This is a genomic window from Pseudomonas sp. LBUM920 (assembly GCF_003852315.1).
GTDB lineage: Bacteria > Pseudomonadota > Gammaproteobacteria > Pseudomonadales > Pseudomonadaceae > Aquipseudomonas.
Map to the genome: position 1 here is coordinate 4021216 of NZ_CP027762.1, position 17095 is coordinate 4038310.

The following is a 17095-nucleotide window of genomic DNA, read 5'->3' on the forward strand; positions in this document are numbered from 1 at the left end:
ACCTTATCGGACAGTGAGCACGCTGCGCACCCGTTGTGTCAGGGATTCGGGGCTGTAGGGCTTGCTCAGCAGATGAATGTCAGGGCTCAGCAGGTGATTGCTGGAAAGAATGTCGCGGGTGTGCCCGGAGGTAAACAGCACCGCCACCGGCGGTACCTGGGCGCGGGCCCAGTCGGCCAGGTCCGTACTTTTGACCCGGCCGGGCATCACCACGTCGGTAAAAATCAGGTCCGGCTGCACGCCGCCCTGCAGCGCTTGCATCGCGCGGTCGCCGTCTTCGGCGGTGAGCACGGTGTAGCCCGACTGCTCGAGCAGTTCCACCACCGTCACCCGTACATCGACGTTATCCTCGACCACCAGAATGGTTTCCTGGCCACCCGCGTGCGGCACAGCCTCAACGGGGTGGCTGTCCGGGTCCTCGGCGCCGAGGCTGCGCGGAAAGTACATCTGCACCACCGTGCCCTTGCCCTCCTCGCTCCACACCTCGACATGGCCGCCGCTTTGCCGCACGAAACCAAACACCATGCTCAAGCCAAGGCCGGTGCCATGGCCTTCACGCTTGGTGGTAAAGAACGGTTCGAATACCCGCGCCAGGACCGCCTGCGACATGCCCACGCCAATATCCGTGACGGCCAGGCGCACATATTCGCCAGGCAGGACGCTCTTGCCCACGCAGTCGCCGGGGTTGAGGATGATGTTATCGCCGGTGATGCGAATCACGCCCTCGCCTTGCATGGCATCGCGGGCATTGATCGCCAGGTTGAGCAACGCGTTTTCCAACTGGTTGCGGTCGACATTGATGCACCAGGAATCCTGCGGCAATTGCACATCGATATGGATGGTTTCGCCCAACGCCCGCTGCAGTAATTCACCCAAACCTGCGTAGATGCGCTGGGGGTTGTAAACAGCCGGCGACAACGGTTGGCGTCGAGCAAAGGCCAGCAGTTGCGACGACAGTTTGGCGCCGCGCTCCACCGCTGCGATGGCGGCCGTGACACGGCGCTGTACCTGGGCATTCTCGGGTTCGTGCCGGGCCAGCAGGTGCAGGTTGCCGGCGATCACTTGCAGCAGGTTATTGAAGTCGTGGGCCACGCCACCGGTCAGGCCGCCGATGGCTTCGAGTTTTTGCGACTGACGCAATTGCGCTTCGGCCGAGGAGCGCGCCTGCACTTCGGCCGCCACGCGTTGCTCCAGGTTATGCGTCAATTCCTGGCGCAAGCGTTCGGAGTTCACGTGGGCGGTGGTCTCCACCACAATCGCGAGCACACCCGCCGGTTGTTGGTCGTCGCCGGCGACGGGGCTGTAGTAAAGATCCATCCAGACATCTTCCGGCTTGCCATTGCGCAGCAGCACCAGTTCCTTGTTGTTGAACGATAACGTGCCGCCCGCCAAACAGGTGTCCACCACATGCCGGTTGAACTCGGCCACTTCCGGCCAGCCCAGCTCCACGGGCGTGCCCAACAGATACGGATGCCGGCCGCCGGCAAATACCGAGTAGCTGTCGTTGTAGATCATGTACCCCGGCCGCCCCCACAGCATCACCATCGGCATCGGGGATGCCAGTAGCATCTGCACGGCGCTGACCAGACTCTTCGGCCAGGCGTGGATCGGGCCGAGGTCAGTGGTCGACCAGTCAAAGGCGCGGATCCGCTGGGCCATTTCACCGCCCCAGCCTTCGCAGCCATGGGTGTTGGATAAAAAAAGCATCTATGGGCTCTTGGCGAAGAGAAGAATGGATGAGTGATGCAGTTGCGCTGATAAAAACTTGGAGCCTGACTGCAATAATTCGTTTCATTGCATATAGCTTATCCGAGAAGGCCTGAGCAACTCCCGTCAATGAAAATCCCGGCTGCGCACATTAATCCCATCCAGCAGCGGCGTCAGGTCGGTCAGGCGCCCGGCAATCAAGTGCCGTATCTCGCCTACCGCCTCCCAGCGCCCGTCGACTTTCAACAGGCGCGAACCGACCAACGCCTGACGCTGACGCTCGGCCAAGTCACGCCAGACCACCACATTGAGGTTGCCGAACTCATCCTCCAGGGTGACGAAAGTAACCCCGCTGGCGGTGCCCGGGCGTTGCCGGCCGGTGACCAGCCCCGCGACGCTGACGTTGCGCCCATGCGCAACCGCCATCAGCTCGAGGGAACTGCGACAGCGGCGTTTACGCAGTTCATCACGCAGCAACGCCAAGGGATGCGGGCCAAGGGTAGTGCCGACCGTGGCGTAGTCGGCCTGCAGGTCTTCGCCAACCGTTGGTGCCGGCAGCACCACCGCCGCTTCGTCGGGGCTGGGCAGGCCAGCGAACAGCCCCAGCTGTTTATGCACTCCGGCCACTTCCCAGCGCGCCTTGTGCCGGTTGCCGGCCAACGCGCGCAAGGCGCCCGAGTCCGCCAGCAATGCCTGGGCGCGCGCATCCAGCCCGGCGCGTTCGTCCAGGTCGGCAATGTCGCTGAACGTACCGCGCTGGCGGGCCGCTTCGATGCGCCGCGCGTCTTCCTCGCGAAACCCCGAGATCATGCGCAAGCCCATGCGGATCGCCGGTTGCTGGCCGTCGATAGGTTCCAGGCTGCAATCCCAGTCACTGGCCAGCACATCGACCGGGCGGATCTGCAAGCGATGACGCCGCGCATCCTGCAGGATCTGGTCCGGGCTGTAGAAGCCCATGGGCCAGCTGTTGATCAGTGCACAGGCAAAGGCCGCCGGCTCATGGCATTTGAGCCAACAACTGGCGTAGGTCAGCAAGGCAAAACTGGCCGCGTGGGACTCGGGAAAACCATAGCTGCCAAAGCCTTTGATCTGTTCGAAGATTTGCGCGGCAAATGCCTCGCTGTAGCCGTTCTTGAGCATGCCGGCGCGCAGGCGTGCCTGATGCGGCTCAAGCCCGCCATGGCGTTTCCAGGCGGCCATCGAGCGGCGCAGCTGGTCGGCCTCGCCGGGGCCATAGTCGGCGGCGACCATGGCGATCTGCATCACTTGTTCCTGAAACAGTGGCACGCCCAAGGTGCGCTCCAGCACCGCCTTGAGTTGCGGTGAGGGATACGTCGTCGGCTCTTCGTTATTACGCCTGCGCAGGTATGGGTGCACCATGCCGCCCTGGATCGGGCCCGGCCGCACGATGGCGACCTCGATCACCAAGTCATAGAATTTTTGCGGCTTGAGCCTGGGCAGCATCGACATTTGTGCGCGCGACTCGATCTGGAACACGCCAATGGTGTCGGCCTTGCTGATCATCGCGTAGGTGGCGGCGTCCTCCTTGGGAATCGTCGCCAGCGCCAGGTCCTGGTTGCGATGCCGGCGCAGTAAATCGAAGCAGCGACGGATCGCGCTGAGCATGCCCAGGGCCAGAATATCCACCTTGAGCAGGCCAACGGCGTCGAGGTCGTCCTTGTCCCACTGGATGATGGTGCGCTCGGCCATGGCGGCGTTTTCCACCGGCACCAGCGTGTCCAGCGGGTATTCGGAAATCACGAAGCCGCCAGGGTGCTGGGACAAGTGCCGGGGGAAGCCGATCAACTGCTGCGTCAGCGTGAGCACCCGGCGCAGGATCGGGCTTTGCGGGTCGAAGCCGCCTTCGCGCAAGCGCTCCAGGGGCGGCGCATCGTCGCTCCAGCGCCCACAGCATTCGGCCAGGGCGTTGATCTGGTCCGGCGGTAAGCCGAGGGCCTTGGCCACATCGCGCACCGCGCCGGCCGCGTGGTAGCTGCTGACCACCGCCGTCAAGGCCGCGCGGGTGCGCCCATAGCGCTGGAACACGTACTGCAGCACTTCTTCGCGGCGTTCATGTTCGAAGTCGACGTCGATATCCGGCGGCTCGTTGCGCTCCTTGGACAGGAAGCGTTCGAACAGCATGTTCATCAGGCTCGGGTTGATCTCGGTGATGCCCAAGGCAAAACACACCGCCGAGTTGGCCGCCGAGCCCCGGCCCTGGCACAGGATCGAACGGCTGCGGGCAAAGCGCACAATGTCGTGCACGGTGAGGAAATAACTTTCGTAACCCAGCTCGCTGATCAGCGCCAACTCATGGTTGATCTGCTGCAAGGTTTTGGCATCGACACCCTGCGGCCAGCGCTGGGCAATGCCTTCTTCGGTGAGCTGGCGCAACCAGGATGTCGCGTTTTGGCCGGCGGGTACCAACTCGCGCGGGTAGTGGTAGCGCAATTGGCTGAGGTCGAACGTGCAGCGCCGTGCGATGGCCAGGGTTTCATCCAGCAAGGCGTGCGGGTACAGCGCGCCGAGGGCGTCGAGGCTGCGCAGATGCCGCTCGCCATTGGGGTGCAGGCGTGTGCCGGCGTCGGCCACCGTGACGTGATGACGGATAGCGGTCATGGTGTCTTGCAGGGCGCGGCGACCGCGCGCATGCATGTGCACATCGCCGCAGGCCACCGCCTTGATGTGCAGGCTGGCGGCCAGGGCCAGGCGCTGTTCCAGGTGGCGCGCATCGTTCTGGCCGCAATGCAGATGCACCGCCAGCCACAGGCGATCGGCGAAGGTACGGCGCAGCCACTGGATCGAGGCCTGGGTGTCGCTGTCGTCAGCAACCCACAGCGCCAGCAGGCCGGGCAGAGGCTGGTCGAAGTCTTCCTGCAGCAGGCGATAGCGGCCTTTCTCGGCGCGGCGTCGGGCCAGGGTGATCAGTCGGCACAAGTGCTGGTAGCCACTGAGGTCTTCAACCAGCAACACCAGTTTGGGGCCATTCTCGATGCGCACCTCGCTGCCGATAATCAGCGGCATGTCCACCGCCTTCGCCGCTTGCCAGGCGCGCACAATGCCCGACAAGGTGCATTCGTCGGTGATCGCCAAGGCGCTGTAGCCTTGGCGCTTGGCGCGCTCGAACAACTCCAGCGCACTCGACGCGCCGCGCTGAAAACTGAAATTGGACAGGCAATGCAGCTCGGCGTAGCTCATGCAAACCAGCCTTGCAGCCACAGCCCATCGCTTTGCCCGACGGAGCGATAGGCCCAGCCTTGCTGCCCGGCGCGGGTCTGGATCAAGTAATAGTCGCGGCGAATATCGGCGCCATCCCACCAACCGGATTCGATGCGTTCCGGGCCCATCAGAATCTGTACGCCCTGCTCGGCCAGCAAGGTCGGCTCGTGCAGCAACCAACCCGGGCGCTGCACCTTGTTCAAAGTGGGGCACGCGCGGCTATCGGCGGCGGCTTGCCAGGCGCATTCGGGGCGGTGGTCGGCATGAAAGCGCAGGCCTTGCACAGCCTCATCGCCCAGGCGTGCGCGCAAGCGTTCGCGCAGTTGCTCCCAGGGCAACGTCTGTTGCGGGCGGTCGTCGAACAAGTCCTGGCGTTGCGGCACGAACACCGGCAGGTCTTGGGCGACCAGGCGAAAGCCGCGTACCGGCGAGGTGACTTGCACCTGCTCCAGACGGCCGCGGGCCAGTTCGAACAGCATCGCCGGTTCGCGCTCGGCGCTGAGCAGGCCGACCTTGATCACGCTGTCAGGCGCCTGGGCGTGTTCCAGGTGCAGGTCGAAACGCTGCACGCCGCTGTCGCGACCGCAAAGGAAGGCCGACAGGTCTCCGGTCAGGCGGCGCAACGGAAACAGTAAGGCCTGGTGGGATTGCACATCGAAATTCAGCTCGATGCGTGCATCGAACTGGTCCGGTGGCTGATAGAACGCCAGTGGCAGCGGCCGCTGCCCGCTCAACGCATCCAGGTGCTTGAGCAAGCCGGCATCAAAGCGTCGCGCCAGCGTGTGGCGGGGCAACGCCTGCACCTGGGCCAGCGTGCGCAGGCCCATGCGTGACAAGGCGGTGGCGGCCTGCGGGTCGAGGCCTGAACGGTCGACAGGCAATGGCGCCAGGGCTTGGTGCAGCGCGTGATCATCGGCCACGGCCAGGCCATCGTAGATATTGGCCAGCACCCGCGCCGCCGCCGGATTGGGCGCGGCGACGATACGGTGGCGAAACCCCAACGCTGTCAGCTCGTTGCGCAACCGCGCCTCGAACTGCGCCCACGGCCCGAACAGCCCCAGGCTCGATTCGATCTCGAACAGCAAGGCGCGCGGGTAATACACACTGACCTGGGAACTGAAACGGTAAGCCCAGGCCGCCAGAAACTGCTGCCAGCGCTCGATTTCTGCGGGGTCGTATTCGGCGCTGGCGAAGGTCTTGGCCAGCGCATGCGCAGCCGTCAGCGATTGACCGGGGCGCAGGCCCAACGCGCGGGCGGCGGCATTGACGGTTTGCAACACGCGACGCTGCGGCGTACCAGCCAGCAACACCAGCGGCTGGTCGGGCTCGGGATGCACACGCTGCACCCCGTCCAGCGCCAATTGCGGGAAGACAATACACACCCAGCGCATGGCAACCTCAGTGCCCGGCCAGCGCAATCGGCGCCGGATGGGCCAGCCCGCCCCGGCATTTGAGCACCCGCACTTGCGCCGGTTTTGCCTCAACGGCCAGGCGCAAGGCAGCGGGCGAGGCATTGATTGCCTCGTGTAAAGAGCGCCAGGCAAACGCCAGGGTCTGGCCGGTTTCGGCCGCCACCTGCAAACGGCGCAAGGCGCGGTCATCGGCCTTGCGCGGCCAGCACAGCACGGCGCCGCAACTGCCGGAACGCAGGCATTGTTCGACGGCCCACAAGGTATCGCGCTCCTCGGCCTGGATCACCGAAAGCTGGCGCAAATCCACCCCGGCGTTCTGCCAGGCGTGCGGGTACGGCGTGTAAGGCGGCGCGACCAGCACGATGCGCTCGCCTGCCGTTGATAAACGCGCCAGGGTCGGCAGCACCAGTTGCAATTCGCCGACCCCTTCCTTGGCCATCAGGATTTCGCTCAGGGCCGCCTCCGGCCAGCCGCCGCTGGGCAGCACCGCGTCCAGCGCCGCCAGCCCGGTGGGGTGCACGCTGGCCGGCGGTGCAACAGGCCGGCCCTTCCAGACTCGGCCGCCATTGAACAGCGAGTCCAGGGCAACGACGGCGCCCATCAGCCTTGCCTCACCAGGCCGCAGAACACCCCTTCGATGGCCAGGTCCTGGTCGGGGCCTACCTCGATGGGTTGATACGCGGGGTTACGCGGCAGCAGGCGCACGTGCTCGCCATGGCGCTCGAAGCGTTTGATGGTGACCTCGCCGTCCAGGCGCGCCACCACAATCTGGCCGTTCAAGGCTTCGGCGCTGCGGCGTACGCCGACCAGGTCGCCGTCGAGAATGCCGTCTTCGATCATCGAATCGCCCTGCACCCGCAACAGGTAATCCGGGGTTTTCGCAAAGGTGGCGGGGTCCAGTTGCAGGCGGTTGTGCACTTCGGCGTCGGCGCCAATCGGCAAACCGGCGGCGACGCGGCCGAGCACGGGCACATCCAGCCATTCCGGGCGTGCCGGCTGGTTGAGCAGGCGGATGCCCCGGGCCTGGTTAGGGTTGACCTCGATATAACCGGCTTCCGTGAGGGCCACCACGTGCTTACGCGCAACGCTGCGGGAGGCAAAACCGAACGCCTCGGCGATCTCGGCGAGGCTGGGGGGCTGGCCTTGCTGCGCGATGCGGTCGCGGATGAAGGTCAGGATGGCAGTGCGGCGGGGGGTCAGGGTCGTCATGGAGTACATTTGTACTCTTGTAGGAAATCTCTGACAATAGCCGTCAGTCGGGAGCGCTCGAGTGCCTGTCCGAGGGCAGCAACGCACCGGCATTCAGCGCAAGCCTGCCCCTGGAGTCAGCCATAAACCGGCCAAGTCTCCACTATCTTTGCGCCGCGCACCGCCAGCAGATCCCCAAACTGCAACAGCACATACTCACTCTGCGTGGGCCGCAAAAACACCTGATCCTCAACCCTCAACCCCACCGCAGGCGAACCGTTAACCATCTCCTGGTTCGAACTGCGCCCATACAATCCATTGCTTTGCAGCCCCGAGGGCGACTCAAACTCCGCCATCCAGTTACCGCCATATATAAAGAAGGTCTCGCGCTGATTCGGGTCCCACCACGAAAACACCCGCGACGTCCCCTCCAACGCCGGAATCGTCACCTGACCGGTGCTTTTCAATACCGGCGTAGCGATAAACGCGGCCGGCACATGCTCACTCAGCGACGGCAGATCGTAATGGGTGGGCTTGAGCAACGCCGTGCCCACCGACACCTCGCTGCTGGTGCGTTCCTGCTCATGCATGCGATAACTGGGGCTGCCCGCCGTATTCAATGTCAGCCCTTCGCCCCATAACCCGGCAAATTGCCGACGCGTAAAATCGACATACCCGTCATAACGCTGCATCACGTGCTCGAACAGCGCCTGGGGCGAGCCGAGAATGCCCGGCACGCCCATCCCCACGAACGGGTCATAGCCCATGAACCCGGAAAACGCCAAATGCTGCGGATGAGCACCGATCAACCTGAGCATCTGCGCCAGCACCGCGTTATCACTGACCCCGCCGCGATGCAGGCCCACGTCCAATTCGATATTCACCCGCATGCGCGTGCCCAACCCCTGGGCCAGCGCCAGGTATTGCTGCAGCCGCTCGGGCGTATCCAACAACCACTGCAACTGCCGAGCGGGCTCGAACGGGCCTTTATGGGTGTGATAAAACACCTCGGCCGAACGCACTGGCAGCGGCTTGCCCATCAAGATATCCGCCTCGGGAAACACCTGGGCATCGTGATTCAGAAACGGCTGATGAAACGACATCAACCGCTGCGTACCCGCACGTTTGGCGATGTAGGCCAGCAACCCCGGCGACGGCAGCGATTTCTCCACCAGCCGCAAGTGCTTGCCACCACGGCCCACAGACTGCATCACCACATCGATATTGTGATCCAGGCGGTCCAGGTCAATCAGCATCACCGGACGCATCGGCCCATGCGCCTTGAGCTCATTATTCAGGCTGCGGAAATACTCGCTGTACGGGCCGCCGCGATCACTCGGGCGCAGCAGCCAGGCGCCGCCGGCCAGTGCAGCAGCGGTGCCCAGGACAAAATGCCGTCGGTTCATCAGGCCACTCCCAGGATGGATGACAGGTGCGCATTGAGAAATTTGCCGCCAGGGTCCAGCTCACGGCGCACCCGCGTGAATTCGTCCCAGCGCGGGTACAACGGCTGCAAGGTGCGCGCGTTGAGGGTGTGCAATTTGCCCCAGTGCGGGCGCCCGGCGTACTTCCAGAAAATCGGCTCCACGGCGGCAAAGAAGTTGTGATGGTCCATGGCGTAATGCTGGTGCACCGAGATCGAACAGCTGTCGCGGCCTTCGAACATGCTCAAGGGGATGTCATCGGCCTTGACGTAGCGGTACTCGATAGGAAACCAGGTGCGCAGGTCCTTGTCGGTGATCAGCTTGAGGATGTCGCGCAGGCAGGCCGGACCGTGTTCGGCAGGCACCGAGTACTCCATCTCGTTGAAACGCACAGTGCGCACGTTGGCGTAGACCTGAAACGACTCGGCCACGCGGTCTTCAAAGCGCGCAAAAAAACGCAGGCTGTTGAGCAAGGTACGACGGGTGTCGGGGAAATCACTGGCGTATTTGTCGAGCTTTTCGATAATCGACACAAACGCGTTGCCGCCCGCCTCGGCCGGGTCAATCGGCGGCGTTTCAGGCGCTTGGGTTTCGTTGAGGGCGATGGACAGCGCGTAGTCGGAATGGGTGACCACGAGCATTTCCCAGTGCTGGTTTTCACGCGTGTGCTTGTCGACGTCTTCGAGCAGCTCTTCGGTCTTGGCGATCCACTGGCGCTCCAGCAGGCGATACGGCGCGCGGTTTTGCGAACGAATCCGGGTGGCCACGCCCAAGGCCCCAAGAGAAACCCGCGCCGCGCTGAAGACCTCGGGGTGACGCTGGGCGTCGCAATCCAGCACCTCGCCCTGGGCCGTCACCAGTTGCAACCCGGTGACGCAGCCCGAATACGAGGTGAAGCGCACGCCGGTGCCATGGGTGGAGGTAGAAATCGCCCCGGCCAGGGTCTGGTAATCGATGTCCGCCATGTTCGGCAACGCTTGCCCCACCGCCTTGAGCGCCGGACCCATGCGTGACATCGGCGTGCCGGCGGCGAAGGTCGCTTGCAGGGTCGCGCGGTCGTGGGCCAGCAGCCCATTGAAGCCACTCAGCGAGACCAACGTGCCGTCAGTCGGCACCAGCGCGCTGAATGAATGTGCCGAGCCGACCGGCCGAACAGTGCCGGGCGCCTGACGGATCACCTGCACCAGTTCATCCAGGTCTTTGGGGGCCAGGCGCGCCAGCGGCAGGCACGTCTGCGCCCCCGACCAGTTGCGCCACGGAATCAGGCGTGGCGCGCGGGCCAATTGCGCCAGCACCGGGTTGCCGGCCAGCGCCAGGAACGCCCCGGCCGCAGCCGTTTGTTGCAAGAGTTGCCGCCGTGAGAGCGCCATCCACCACCCCGTTCTTATTGTTGGCGTTCAACACCGGCCATAAAGCTGATCAGCGCCACAAACTGCGCCTCGGAGCACTGCATGCACAGGCCCATCGGCGGCATGCCGTTGTAGCCGTTGATGCTGTGGTCGAGCAGCGTGTCGGTGCCTTGGGCAATGCGCGGGTTCCACGCAGCCTTGTCAGCGGTCAGCGGCGCGCCGGACGCAGGGTTTGCGTGGCACAGCTTGCAACTGGTGTCGTAGACCTGGGCCAACGCCGGGTCAGCCGGCATCGCAGTGGCCGCAGTGGCGCGTTCGGGGGGATGTTTGGGCGTGTCGTCACAGGCGGTGAGCAGGCCGAGGACGGCCAACAATAAGGCAATGCGGCGCATGGCCACCCTCTCTTCTTAGGCTGTGGAAGCTGCTTGCACACTAAGGCAGCGACGCCACGGCGTTGAGGGTTTTGGCGGACACAAAGGGGGCTTGGTGGGACAGTCGAATGCGGGGCGTTGGCCACCCCGCATCCTTGAGGTTCGCTTAGAACGCGATACCGACCTTGAAACCGTACTCGTCACGCTTGAGCTTGGTGTTGTCGGCGACATAGGAGTCGTCGTCCAGCTTGTATTCGGTACGGGTGTAGTACAGGCCCGCCATCACTGGCAGGTCGCCTTTCTGGTTCATCAGCAGGCTGACTTCAGCGTAAGGGTTGGTGCGGTCCTTGAGGTCCACGGTGTCGCTGCCCACGCCATCGACTTTGAGCTTGGCACGGCCGTCGATGGTACGACGGGCACCGGCTTCGACGCGCAGGGTCATGTCATCGAACTGGTGGTTGTAACCCAGGGCCGCCTTGGCGAACGGCGACTTGTTGGTGAGCTTGACGTCGTAGTCATTGGTGTCCGGCTCGTAGCGGGTCCAGGTATAGCCGCCACCCACAATCACGTCGACAAAGTTGCGCGCGTCGAGCGCGGCACGCCAGCCGAGGTCCAGGTCAGCCTGGCCTTCCTTGAGTTTGTTGTCGCTCTTCTCGCCGTACTTGGCTTCGATCCCGGCCTGGTAGATAAAGCCGGATTCAGCGGTGAGCTTGTTGCCGAAGTTGTAGAACAGGCCCGCTTCAGGCATGTGGTCCTTGTCGCTTTCGCTGCCGCCTTCAAGTTTGAAGTCGTTGTAGCTGCCCTGCAGACCGAAAACGGAAATCGGGCCTGTCGGTGCAGCGGCGAACACCACGGCAGGCGCAGCGACCAGCGCCAACAGCGAGGAGCCCTTGAGGAATTTTCCGAATAGCTTGGACATCTTTTTAAATCTCCTTGTCTGGTGAGCAAATTATTCAGGAATCGCTTTGAACCTCGGCTTTCGCGAAAGGTTCGAATTAATTTGCGTCGATTTGGAGAAAAAACGCTTCAGCGCAGGCTCTATCTCAAGCTTCTTTGGAAATTGCCATCACTAGGCCATTAAGGCTCTCGCGAAGAAGAGGATGCGCCGGCAGGCGAATACCCAAGGTTCCATGCAACACTGCCAGCAGCTCATCGACGCTCTCGATTGCGCGCTTTTCACTGGGCTGATCCAGGCAGTGGACCGCATAGTGGGCGTTGTTCAATGTGTAGCGTTTACCCGGCGCGAGCAGTGCAGCTTTCAATTGGCCAACAAACACCGAATCCGGGTGCGTCGACACGTACCAGTTGCCGATTTCATAGTCCCTGTCCGCCTGCACCTGCAGATCAAACACATACAAGCCACGCCACTCCTCGCCCACCTTGGCCCACAAGGTGTAATCGGCGCCATTGAACGTCAGCCGATAGGGTTCGTGGGCGGTGGCCTGGGTCGCCTCGGTGTCCAGTTGCAAGGGGCTGCTCGGCACCATGCCGCCGAAGCCGACGTCGGTGACATAGCGCACGCCCTCCAGGGTGACGAGGCTCAGGCGATGGGTGCGCCCGGTGCGCGCATCTACCGGCCCGCCCATCACGACCCAGCCGGTGAGACCGCGCGCCTCGAAACCCAAATCCTGCAAGAGCGCGAGAAACAAGTGGTTCAACTCAAAGCAATACCCGCCACGCCCATCGAGCAGCACCTTTTGCTCGATGCTCGGCAAGTCGATCGGCACTGGGCAGCGCAGCAACGTCGACAGGCTTTCAAAGGCAAAGGTGCACACATGGCGCAGCTGCAATTGCTGCAGGGTTTGCAGGGTCGGCGGCGGCGGCGTGTCGTAGCCCAGGCGTTGCAGGTAAAGCTGGCGATGAGTCAAACGGGGCATGGCGCGATCCTTGAGCGCGGGGCGAAGCGCTCACTATGCCGGGCCAATGCGCGACTTGTCATTTTGACTGAACCTTTTTGAACACTCACCTATCCATCTATAACAAGACAGGGAGGCAACATGAGTACCGCAAAAATCTACACCATTAATTACCAGCTTCACGGCCAACCGAAGTCCTTTGTGGTGCGCGCGGAAGTGATGAACAACGCCGAGGCGTGGCATTGGGCCGCGGTGGATGCCGACATCGCCCATGTCAGCCGCATCGGGCGTGTGGGTCACGAACAGGTGAAAAAAACCACCCGGCCCTGGGCGGAAAAGTTCGGTATTACCGACGTCACCTGGGTGCCACCCAAATAAGCACAAGCCCCGCAATGGCGGGGCTTGTCGTGTTTCTTCAAGTAGTTTTCAAGTCGCCCAGCGGATCATAGGGCGGCTTTTTTTTCGGCTGTTTTTCCTTGTCCAACGGCGCGATCGCAGGGCCGACTGGGTCGACTTGCGGGTCGGCCACATCGGGGGAATCCGGGTCAAAACCCAGTTCGTCCTTGCCACTGCCATGCTCGTCTGAACGCGGGCCTTGCGGGGGATTACTCACGGCGATCTCCTTGTTTTAAAGCGGGCGGGCTTTGTCATGAAGGTGTTCAAGGTCTTGCTCGACCTGTTCCACATCGTCGTCCTGACGCTCCGCCGGGTCGTTGGGGCGCAACGCATCGTTGTCGCGCTCCTCTTCACCGGGTGTGCGGTCAGGGTCAGGGGTGCCGGGCGGCGGCTGTTTGTATTCGGGCATGATGGTTTACCTCACGGGGGCTACACAGATCTAGAGAAACCGCGCGAAGCCATCGTTCAACTTGATTGCGCAAAGCATGCGAAGATGCCACCCCGCCCCTTCTTGAGACCAGACCCGGATGTTCGAGCTCAAACCCTGTGACCCTGCCACTTTCCGCCAGCAGACCCGCCGCAGCACCCTGATCATTGCCGTGCTGTTCGTGGCCTTGGCAATGCTGCTGTCGAGCCTGGCGGTCATGCTGTTCGGCGAGCCCGGCGGTGACAACTTGCGCTTCAACGTCGGCGGTGTGTTTGCCGGGGTGTTGATCACCGTCGCGTTGGTGCGCGGCCCGTTCTGGACCCAGCCCTGGCTCGCGCCGGCGGTGTATGGCTGGCAGCTCAAGCGCAGTTTGATGAGCGTGACCAACGTGATGCACAAGGTCACCGAAGGCGTGCAGGCCAACGACCCGGCGGCGATCAAGCTGTTGCGTTTTTACCACTTGGGGCTCACGCAGATGCATGCGCTGGACGCCAACTCCAGTGCCCAGGCGCAATTGGTCGGCGAGATCGACGCCCACCAGGCGAAGATGCAGGCACTGGGCATCGACACCGAGCAAACCCGCCTCGACCCCGCATGGCTGGACAGCCTTAAAAGCGCCTAAGCCAGCACGCCGATGCGCTGTTCATCCGGCCAGAACAGCGCGGCTTGCCCACACGGCTCGCCGGCCTTGTCGAGCAAGGTCCAGACCACCCCGGCGTAGATCATGAACGGCTGATGGTGCGCATCCACGCGCCAGCCGCTGTAGCCCTGGGCGATACCATGGGCGGTCACCTGCTCAAGCAATACCTGGCGTTCGGCGCGATCACGTTCCGAGGCGCTGAAGCGTGAAGGCATGCCGATAAACGTCTCGCGAGGGTATTTGAAGCACTGCAACGCGCACGCATTGGCGTAGGTAAAACGCGGATCGGCGGCGCCGTCGTGGGCCAGCAGACTATAGGGTGCGTGGGCGTGCAGCCAGCTCAGGCGCTGCTGCGCGTTGAGGTGTTCCGGCGCCGGCAGCCCCTGGCCGCTCCAGTGTTGATACGACTCATCCAGCACCCGCACGAAATCTTCTTGAAGGGACACCACACCACCTCACCTGGTCAGTTGGAAACCTGAGTGCGCCAGCAAAATACCGCGCTCACCGCGATGGCCGCGCCCGCCAGGCCGAACACCCACGGCGCTGACGCCACCGGCAGCAACAGGCCCGCCAGTAACGGCCCGAGGCCCGCGCCGACATCGCGCCACACCGCGTTCGACGCCAGTGCCGAGACGCGCATCGAGCCTGGGTTGCGCTCGGCCACCAGGGTGGTCACCAGCGGCAGTTGCAGCGCGCGCAGCACCAATACCGCCGCCGCGCCGACGATCACCCAATAACTGCCGAACGCAGTCAGGGCCAGGGCACTCAAGAATGAAAACAACAACAGCATCGACGTGGCGCCAAAGCGTTGCGCCGCACGGCCGCCCAGGGGGCTCAGGAGCATTTCCGAGGCGTACCGCAGGGCCATCAAACCGCCGGCGATCAGCACCGCATCGCCGCCGAGAATCTTCTGCGCCTGGATCGACAGGCCAAAAATAAACAGCCCGTCCAGCGCCACGCCTTCGATAAACGACCAGGTCGCCACACTGTCGGGCCACTTGAAGCGCCGCCCGGTGCTGTGCAAATCATGCCCGGCGGTGGGTAAGCCACGCGCCACCCACAAGCCCGCCAGGCAGCAGCCGGCAAGCATCACAAAGATCGGGCGTGGGCCTGCCCATAAGGTCAACCAGCCACCCAGCGGCAGTGCCAGCATCGGGCCGAGGGCGATCATCGCGCGTGAACGCCCCGCCCGGCGGGCTGCACCAGCGGGCTCGGACGTTGCCAATACTTGGGTCGACAGGTTCAACGCGGCAAAACAAAGGCCCCAGATCAGCCGCAAGCCCAGCAGCGCAGCGAACCCCGACAGCAGCGAGTTGCCCAGGGCGCACACCGTCGCCGCGCCGGCAGCAATCATGCACGTCAGCCGGTCACCGTTGCGCGCATAGAAATTGAGCACATGCCGATAGCCAAAAATCCGCACCAGGCGGTTGGCTGCCAACAACACCCCGGCCTGCGCCAGCGTGATGCCAAAGGCCTGGGATTCCATCGGCAACAGCAGGTACAGCAACACGTCGCTGGGCAGGCATAACGCGAGGGTCAGCGCGGCGCGTCGGGACGTGGTATCGGCAGTGCGGTGGGCCAGGCTGGACATAGAGCTGAAACATCCTGAAATATTCAGGCCACCACGTTAGCCTTCCCATGGCGGACTTTACAACGCCCCATCACGCCTTTTTCCCATAGGGCAGCAAACGCAGACCGCTGGCCACACTGCCCACCAACGCAAACACGCAACCCAGCCACAACGCGTATTGCGGGCCACTGCCCAGGGACAGGTGAAAACACAACGCCACCAATGACGCCCCCAGCGTTTGCCCCAGCAGCCGCGAGATCGCCACGATGCCGCTGGCCCCGCCGCTGCGGGCCAAGGGTGCGCTGGTCATGATCGCCTTGAGGTTGGGCGATTGAAAAAAGCCAAACCCGGCGCCGCACAGCGCCATGCGCCAGCCGATATCAAAGGCCGACGCGCCGCTGCCCAGGGTTGCCAGCGCCGCCATCCCCGCACTGAGCAGCAACAGGCCGATGCCGCACAACACGCCCAGCGACACGCGGTCTGCCAGGCGCCCTGCGACCAGGGCCATGACCGCAACAACGGCCGGCCACGGCGTCATCAGAAAACCGGTTTCCACCTGGCTATGACCAAGCACTGCCTGCAGCAGAAACGGCAATGACACAAAGGCCAGACCCTGGGCGCTGAACGCACAGATCGCAGTCAGGGAAGACAGCGCAAACACCGGGCGCTTGAACAGATCCAGAGCCAGCATCGGCGCCGGGTGCCCAGCCTGGCGGCGCAACAGTAACGCACCGCAGACCAGCGCCACGGCGATCAGGCCCAGGGTGAGTGCGCCCTGGGCGCCGTGCACCGCCGTACCCAGGCCAAGCACCAGCAAGGCGAACAACCCGGCACACAGCAGCGCGGCGAGGCGGTCGAACGCGTGACCGGTCATGGGCAATGTCGGCAATGAACGCAGGCCCAGCCCCAGGGCCAAAAGGCCCAGCGGCACGTTGATCAGGTACAGCCAGTGCCAGCTTGCCACCGACAGAATCGCCGACGCGGCAGTCGGCCCGAGTGTGAACGCCAGCCCCACCACCAGCGAGTTGTAGCCAAGGCCGCGCCCGAGCATTTTTGCCGGGTAGATATGCCGCAGCAACGCGGTATTCACGCTCATTACCGCCGCCGCGCCCAGGCCTTGCGCCACGCGCGCGGCCGTCAGGGTCAGCAACGACCCGGCCAGCCCGCAAAACAGCGACGAGACAATAAACAGCAGCAACCCACCGAGGTATACCCGACGGTGCCCCCACACATCACTCAACGAAGCGAATGGCAGCACCGTGGCGATAATCGCCAGTTGGTAGGCGTTGACCACCCAGATCACCGAGGCCGAGTCGGTGCCGATGCCTTCGGCCAATGTGGGCAGCGCGGTGTTGACGATGGCCGTGTCGAGGGTCGCCATGCCGATCCCCAAAGAAAGGGCGATTACGGCCGGCAAGCGTTTATTGGAGGGCAACCCATCGGCAACAGAAGACATGAACAATCCGGCGCTGGTAACAAAGGCCCCTAGAGTACGGGCAGACGCGGATTTTTTCAGTGGCCAATTGCCTCGCTGTC

General features: G+C 63.5%; 17 protein-coding genes. 2 read left to right on the forward strand and 15 right to left on the reverse strand.

Going from position 1 to position 17095, the window contains the following annotated elements; genetic code table 11:
* Positions 1-3: 3 nt before the first annotated feature.
* The 10 genes from C4J83_RS18585 to C4J83_RS18630 form a co-directional block, all read right to left on the reverse strand.
* Positions 4-1707: an ATP-binding protein gene (locus tag C4J83_RS18585; protein ID WP_119736326.1), complete on the reverse strand. Its 1704-nt coding sequence runs from the start codon at positions 1705-1707 to the stop codon at positions 4-6.
* A 126-nt stretch (positions 1708-1833) separates the two neighbouring features.
* Positions 1834-4926 (reverse strand): error-prone DNA polymerase, encoded by a 3093-nt coding sequence (locus C4J83_RS18590; RefSeq protein ID WP_218569108.1) that lies wholly within the window; start codon positions 4924-4926, stop codon positions 1834-1836.
* Entirely contained in the window at positions 4902-6317 is a 1416-nt protein-coding gene (locus C4J83_RS18595) for a Y-family DNA polymerase (RefSeq protein WP_124417875.1), read from the reverse strand. Before C4J83_RS18595 ends, C4J83_RS18590 begins: the two co-directional genes overlap by 25 nt.
* A gap of 7 nt (positions 6318-6324) precedes the next feature.
* Positions 6325-6939: a translesion DNA synthesis-associated protein ImuA gene (gene imuA, locus C4J83_RS18600; protein ID WP_106579903.1), complete on the reverse strand. Its 615-nt coding sequence runs from the start codon at positions 6937-6939 to the stop codon at positions 6325-6327.
* Positions 6939-7556 (reverse strand): transcriptional repressor LexA, encoded by a 618-nt coding sequence (lexA, locus tag C4J83_RS18605; RefSeq protein WP_106579904.1) that lies wholly within the window; start codon positions 7554-7556, stop codon positions 6939-6941. Before lexA ends, imuA begins: the two co-directional genes overlap by 1 nt.
* Positions 7557-7663: 107 nt before the next feature.
* Positions 7664-8872: a DSD1 family PLP-dependent enzyme gene (locus C4J83_RS18610; protein WP_164487987.1), complete on the reverse strand. Its 1209-nt coding sequence runs from the start codon at positions 8870-8872 to the stop codon at positions 7664-7666.
* Between the two features lie 59 nt (positions 8873-8931).
* Positions 8932-10260: a D-arabinono-1,4-lactone oxidase gene (locus C4J83_RS18615; RefSeq protein ID WP_164487988.1), complete on the reverse strand. Its 1329-nt coding sequence runs from the start codon at positions 10258-10260 to the stop codon at positions 8932-8934.
* Positions 10261-10334: 74 nt separating this feature from the next.
* Positions 10335-10691, reverse strand: coding sequence for a c-type cytochrome (locus C4J83_RS18620; RefSeq protein WP_124417878.1), 357 nt, complete (start codon positions 10689-10691; stop codon positions 10335-10337).
* 145 nt (positions 10692-10836) lie between these two features.
* Positions 10837-11589: an outer membrane beta-barrel protein gene (locus C4J83_RS18625; RefSeq protein WP_119736339.1), complete on the reverse strand. Its 753-nt coding sequence runs from the start codon at positions 11587-11589 to the stop codon at positions 10837-10839.
* Between the two features lie 124 nt (positions 11590-11713).
* Positions 11714-12547 carry an arylamine N-acetyltransferase family protein gene (locus tag C4J83_RS18630; RefSeq protein WP_124417879.1) on the reverse strand — a complete coding sequence of 278 codons (834 nt, stop codon included), beginning with the start codon at positions 12545-12547 and terminating at the stop codon, positions 11714-11716.
* 120 nt (positions 12548-12667) lie between these two features.
* Between C4J83_RS18630 and C4J83_RS18635 the strand changes: the two genes are divergently transcribed.
* The gene (locus C4J83_RS18635) at positions 12668-12904 is read left to right on the forward strand and encodes a DUF6555 family protein (protein ID WP_106579910.1); all 237 of its coding nucleotides are present in this window, start codon (positions 12668-12670) and stop codon (positions 12902-12904) included.
* A 37-nt stretch (positions 12905-12941) separates the two neighbouring features.
* Here C4J83_RS18635 and C4J83_RS18640 read toward each other — a convergent pair whose 3' ends face one another.
* Both C4J83_RS18640 and C4J83_RS30530 read right to left on the reverse strand, forming a co-directional pair.
* Positions 12942-13139, reverse strand: coding sequence for a DUF6021 family protein (locus C4J83_RS18640; protein ID WP_124417880.1), 198 nt, complete (start codon positions 13137-13139; stop codon positions 12942-12944).
* A 15-nt stretch (positions 13140-13154) separates the two neighbouring features.
* On the reverse strand, positions 13155-13331 hold the full coding sequence (locus tag C4J83_RS30530) for a hypothetical protein (RefSeq protein ID WP_164487946.1): 177 nt from the start codon (positions 13329-13331) through the stop codon (positions 13155-13157).
* Between the two features lie 118 nt (positions 13332-13449).
* Here C4J83_RS30530 and C4J83_RS18645 point away from each other — a divergent pair, with 118 nt between their 5' ends.
* Positions 13450-13971, forward strand: a complete 522-nt coding sequence (locus C4J83_RS18645) for a DUF3087 domain-containing protein (protein ID WP_106579912.1) — start codon at positions 13450-13452, stop codon at positions 13969-13971.
* Here the strand turns inward: C4J83_RS18645 and C4J83_RS18650 are convergent.
* The 3 genes from C4J83_RS18650 to C4J83_RS18660 form a co-directional block, all read right to left on the reverse strand.
* A complete protein-coding gene (locus tag C4J83_RS18650; protein ID WP_256660608.1) occupies positions 13968-14435 on the reverse strand; it encodes an MEKHLA domain-containing protein in 468 nt (155 codons plus the stop codon). The two genes, C4J83_RS18645 and C4J83_RS18650, sit on opposite strands and share 4 nt — an antisense overlap.
* 17 nt (positions 14436-14452) lie before the next feature.
* A complete protein-coding gene (locus C4J83_RS18655; protein ID WP_119736346.1) occupies positions 14453-15580 on the reverse strand; it encodes an MFS transporter in 1128 nt (375 codons plus the stop codon).
* A 70-nt stretch (positions 15581-15650) separates the two neighbouring features.
* The gene (locus tag C4J83_RS18660; protein WP_124417881.1) at positions 15651-17015 is read right to left on the reverse strand and encodes an MFS transporter; all 1365 of its coding nucleotides are present in this window, start codon (positions 17013-17015) and stop codon (positions 15651-15653) included.
* Positions 17016-17095 lie beyond the last annotated feature (80 nt).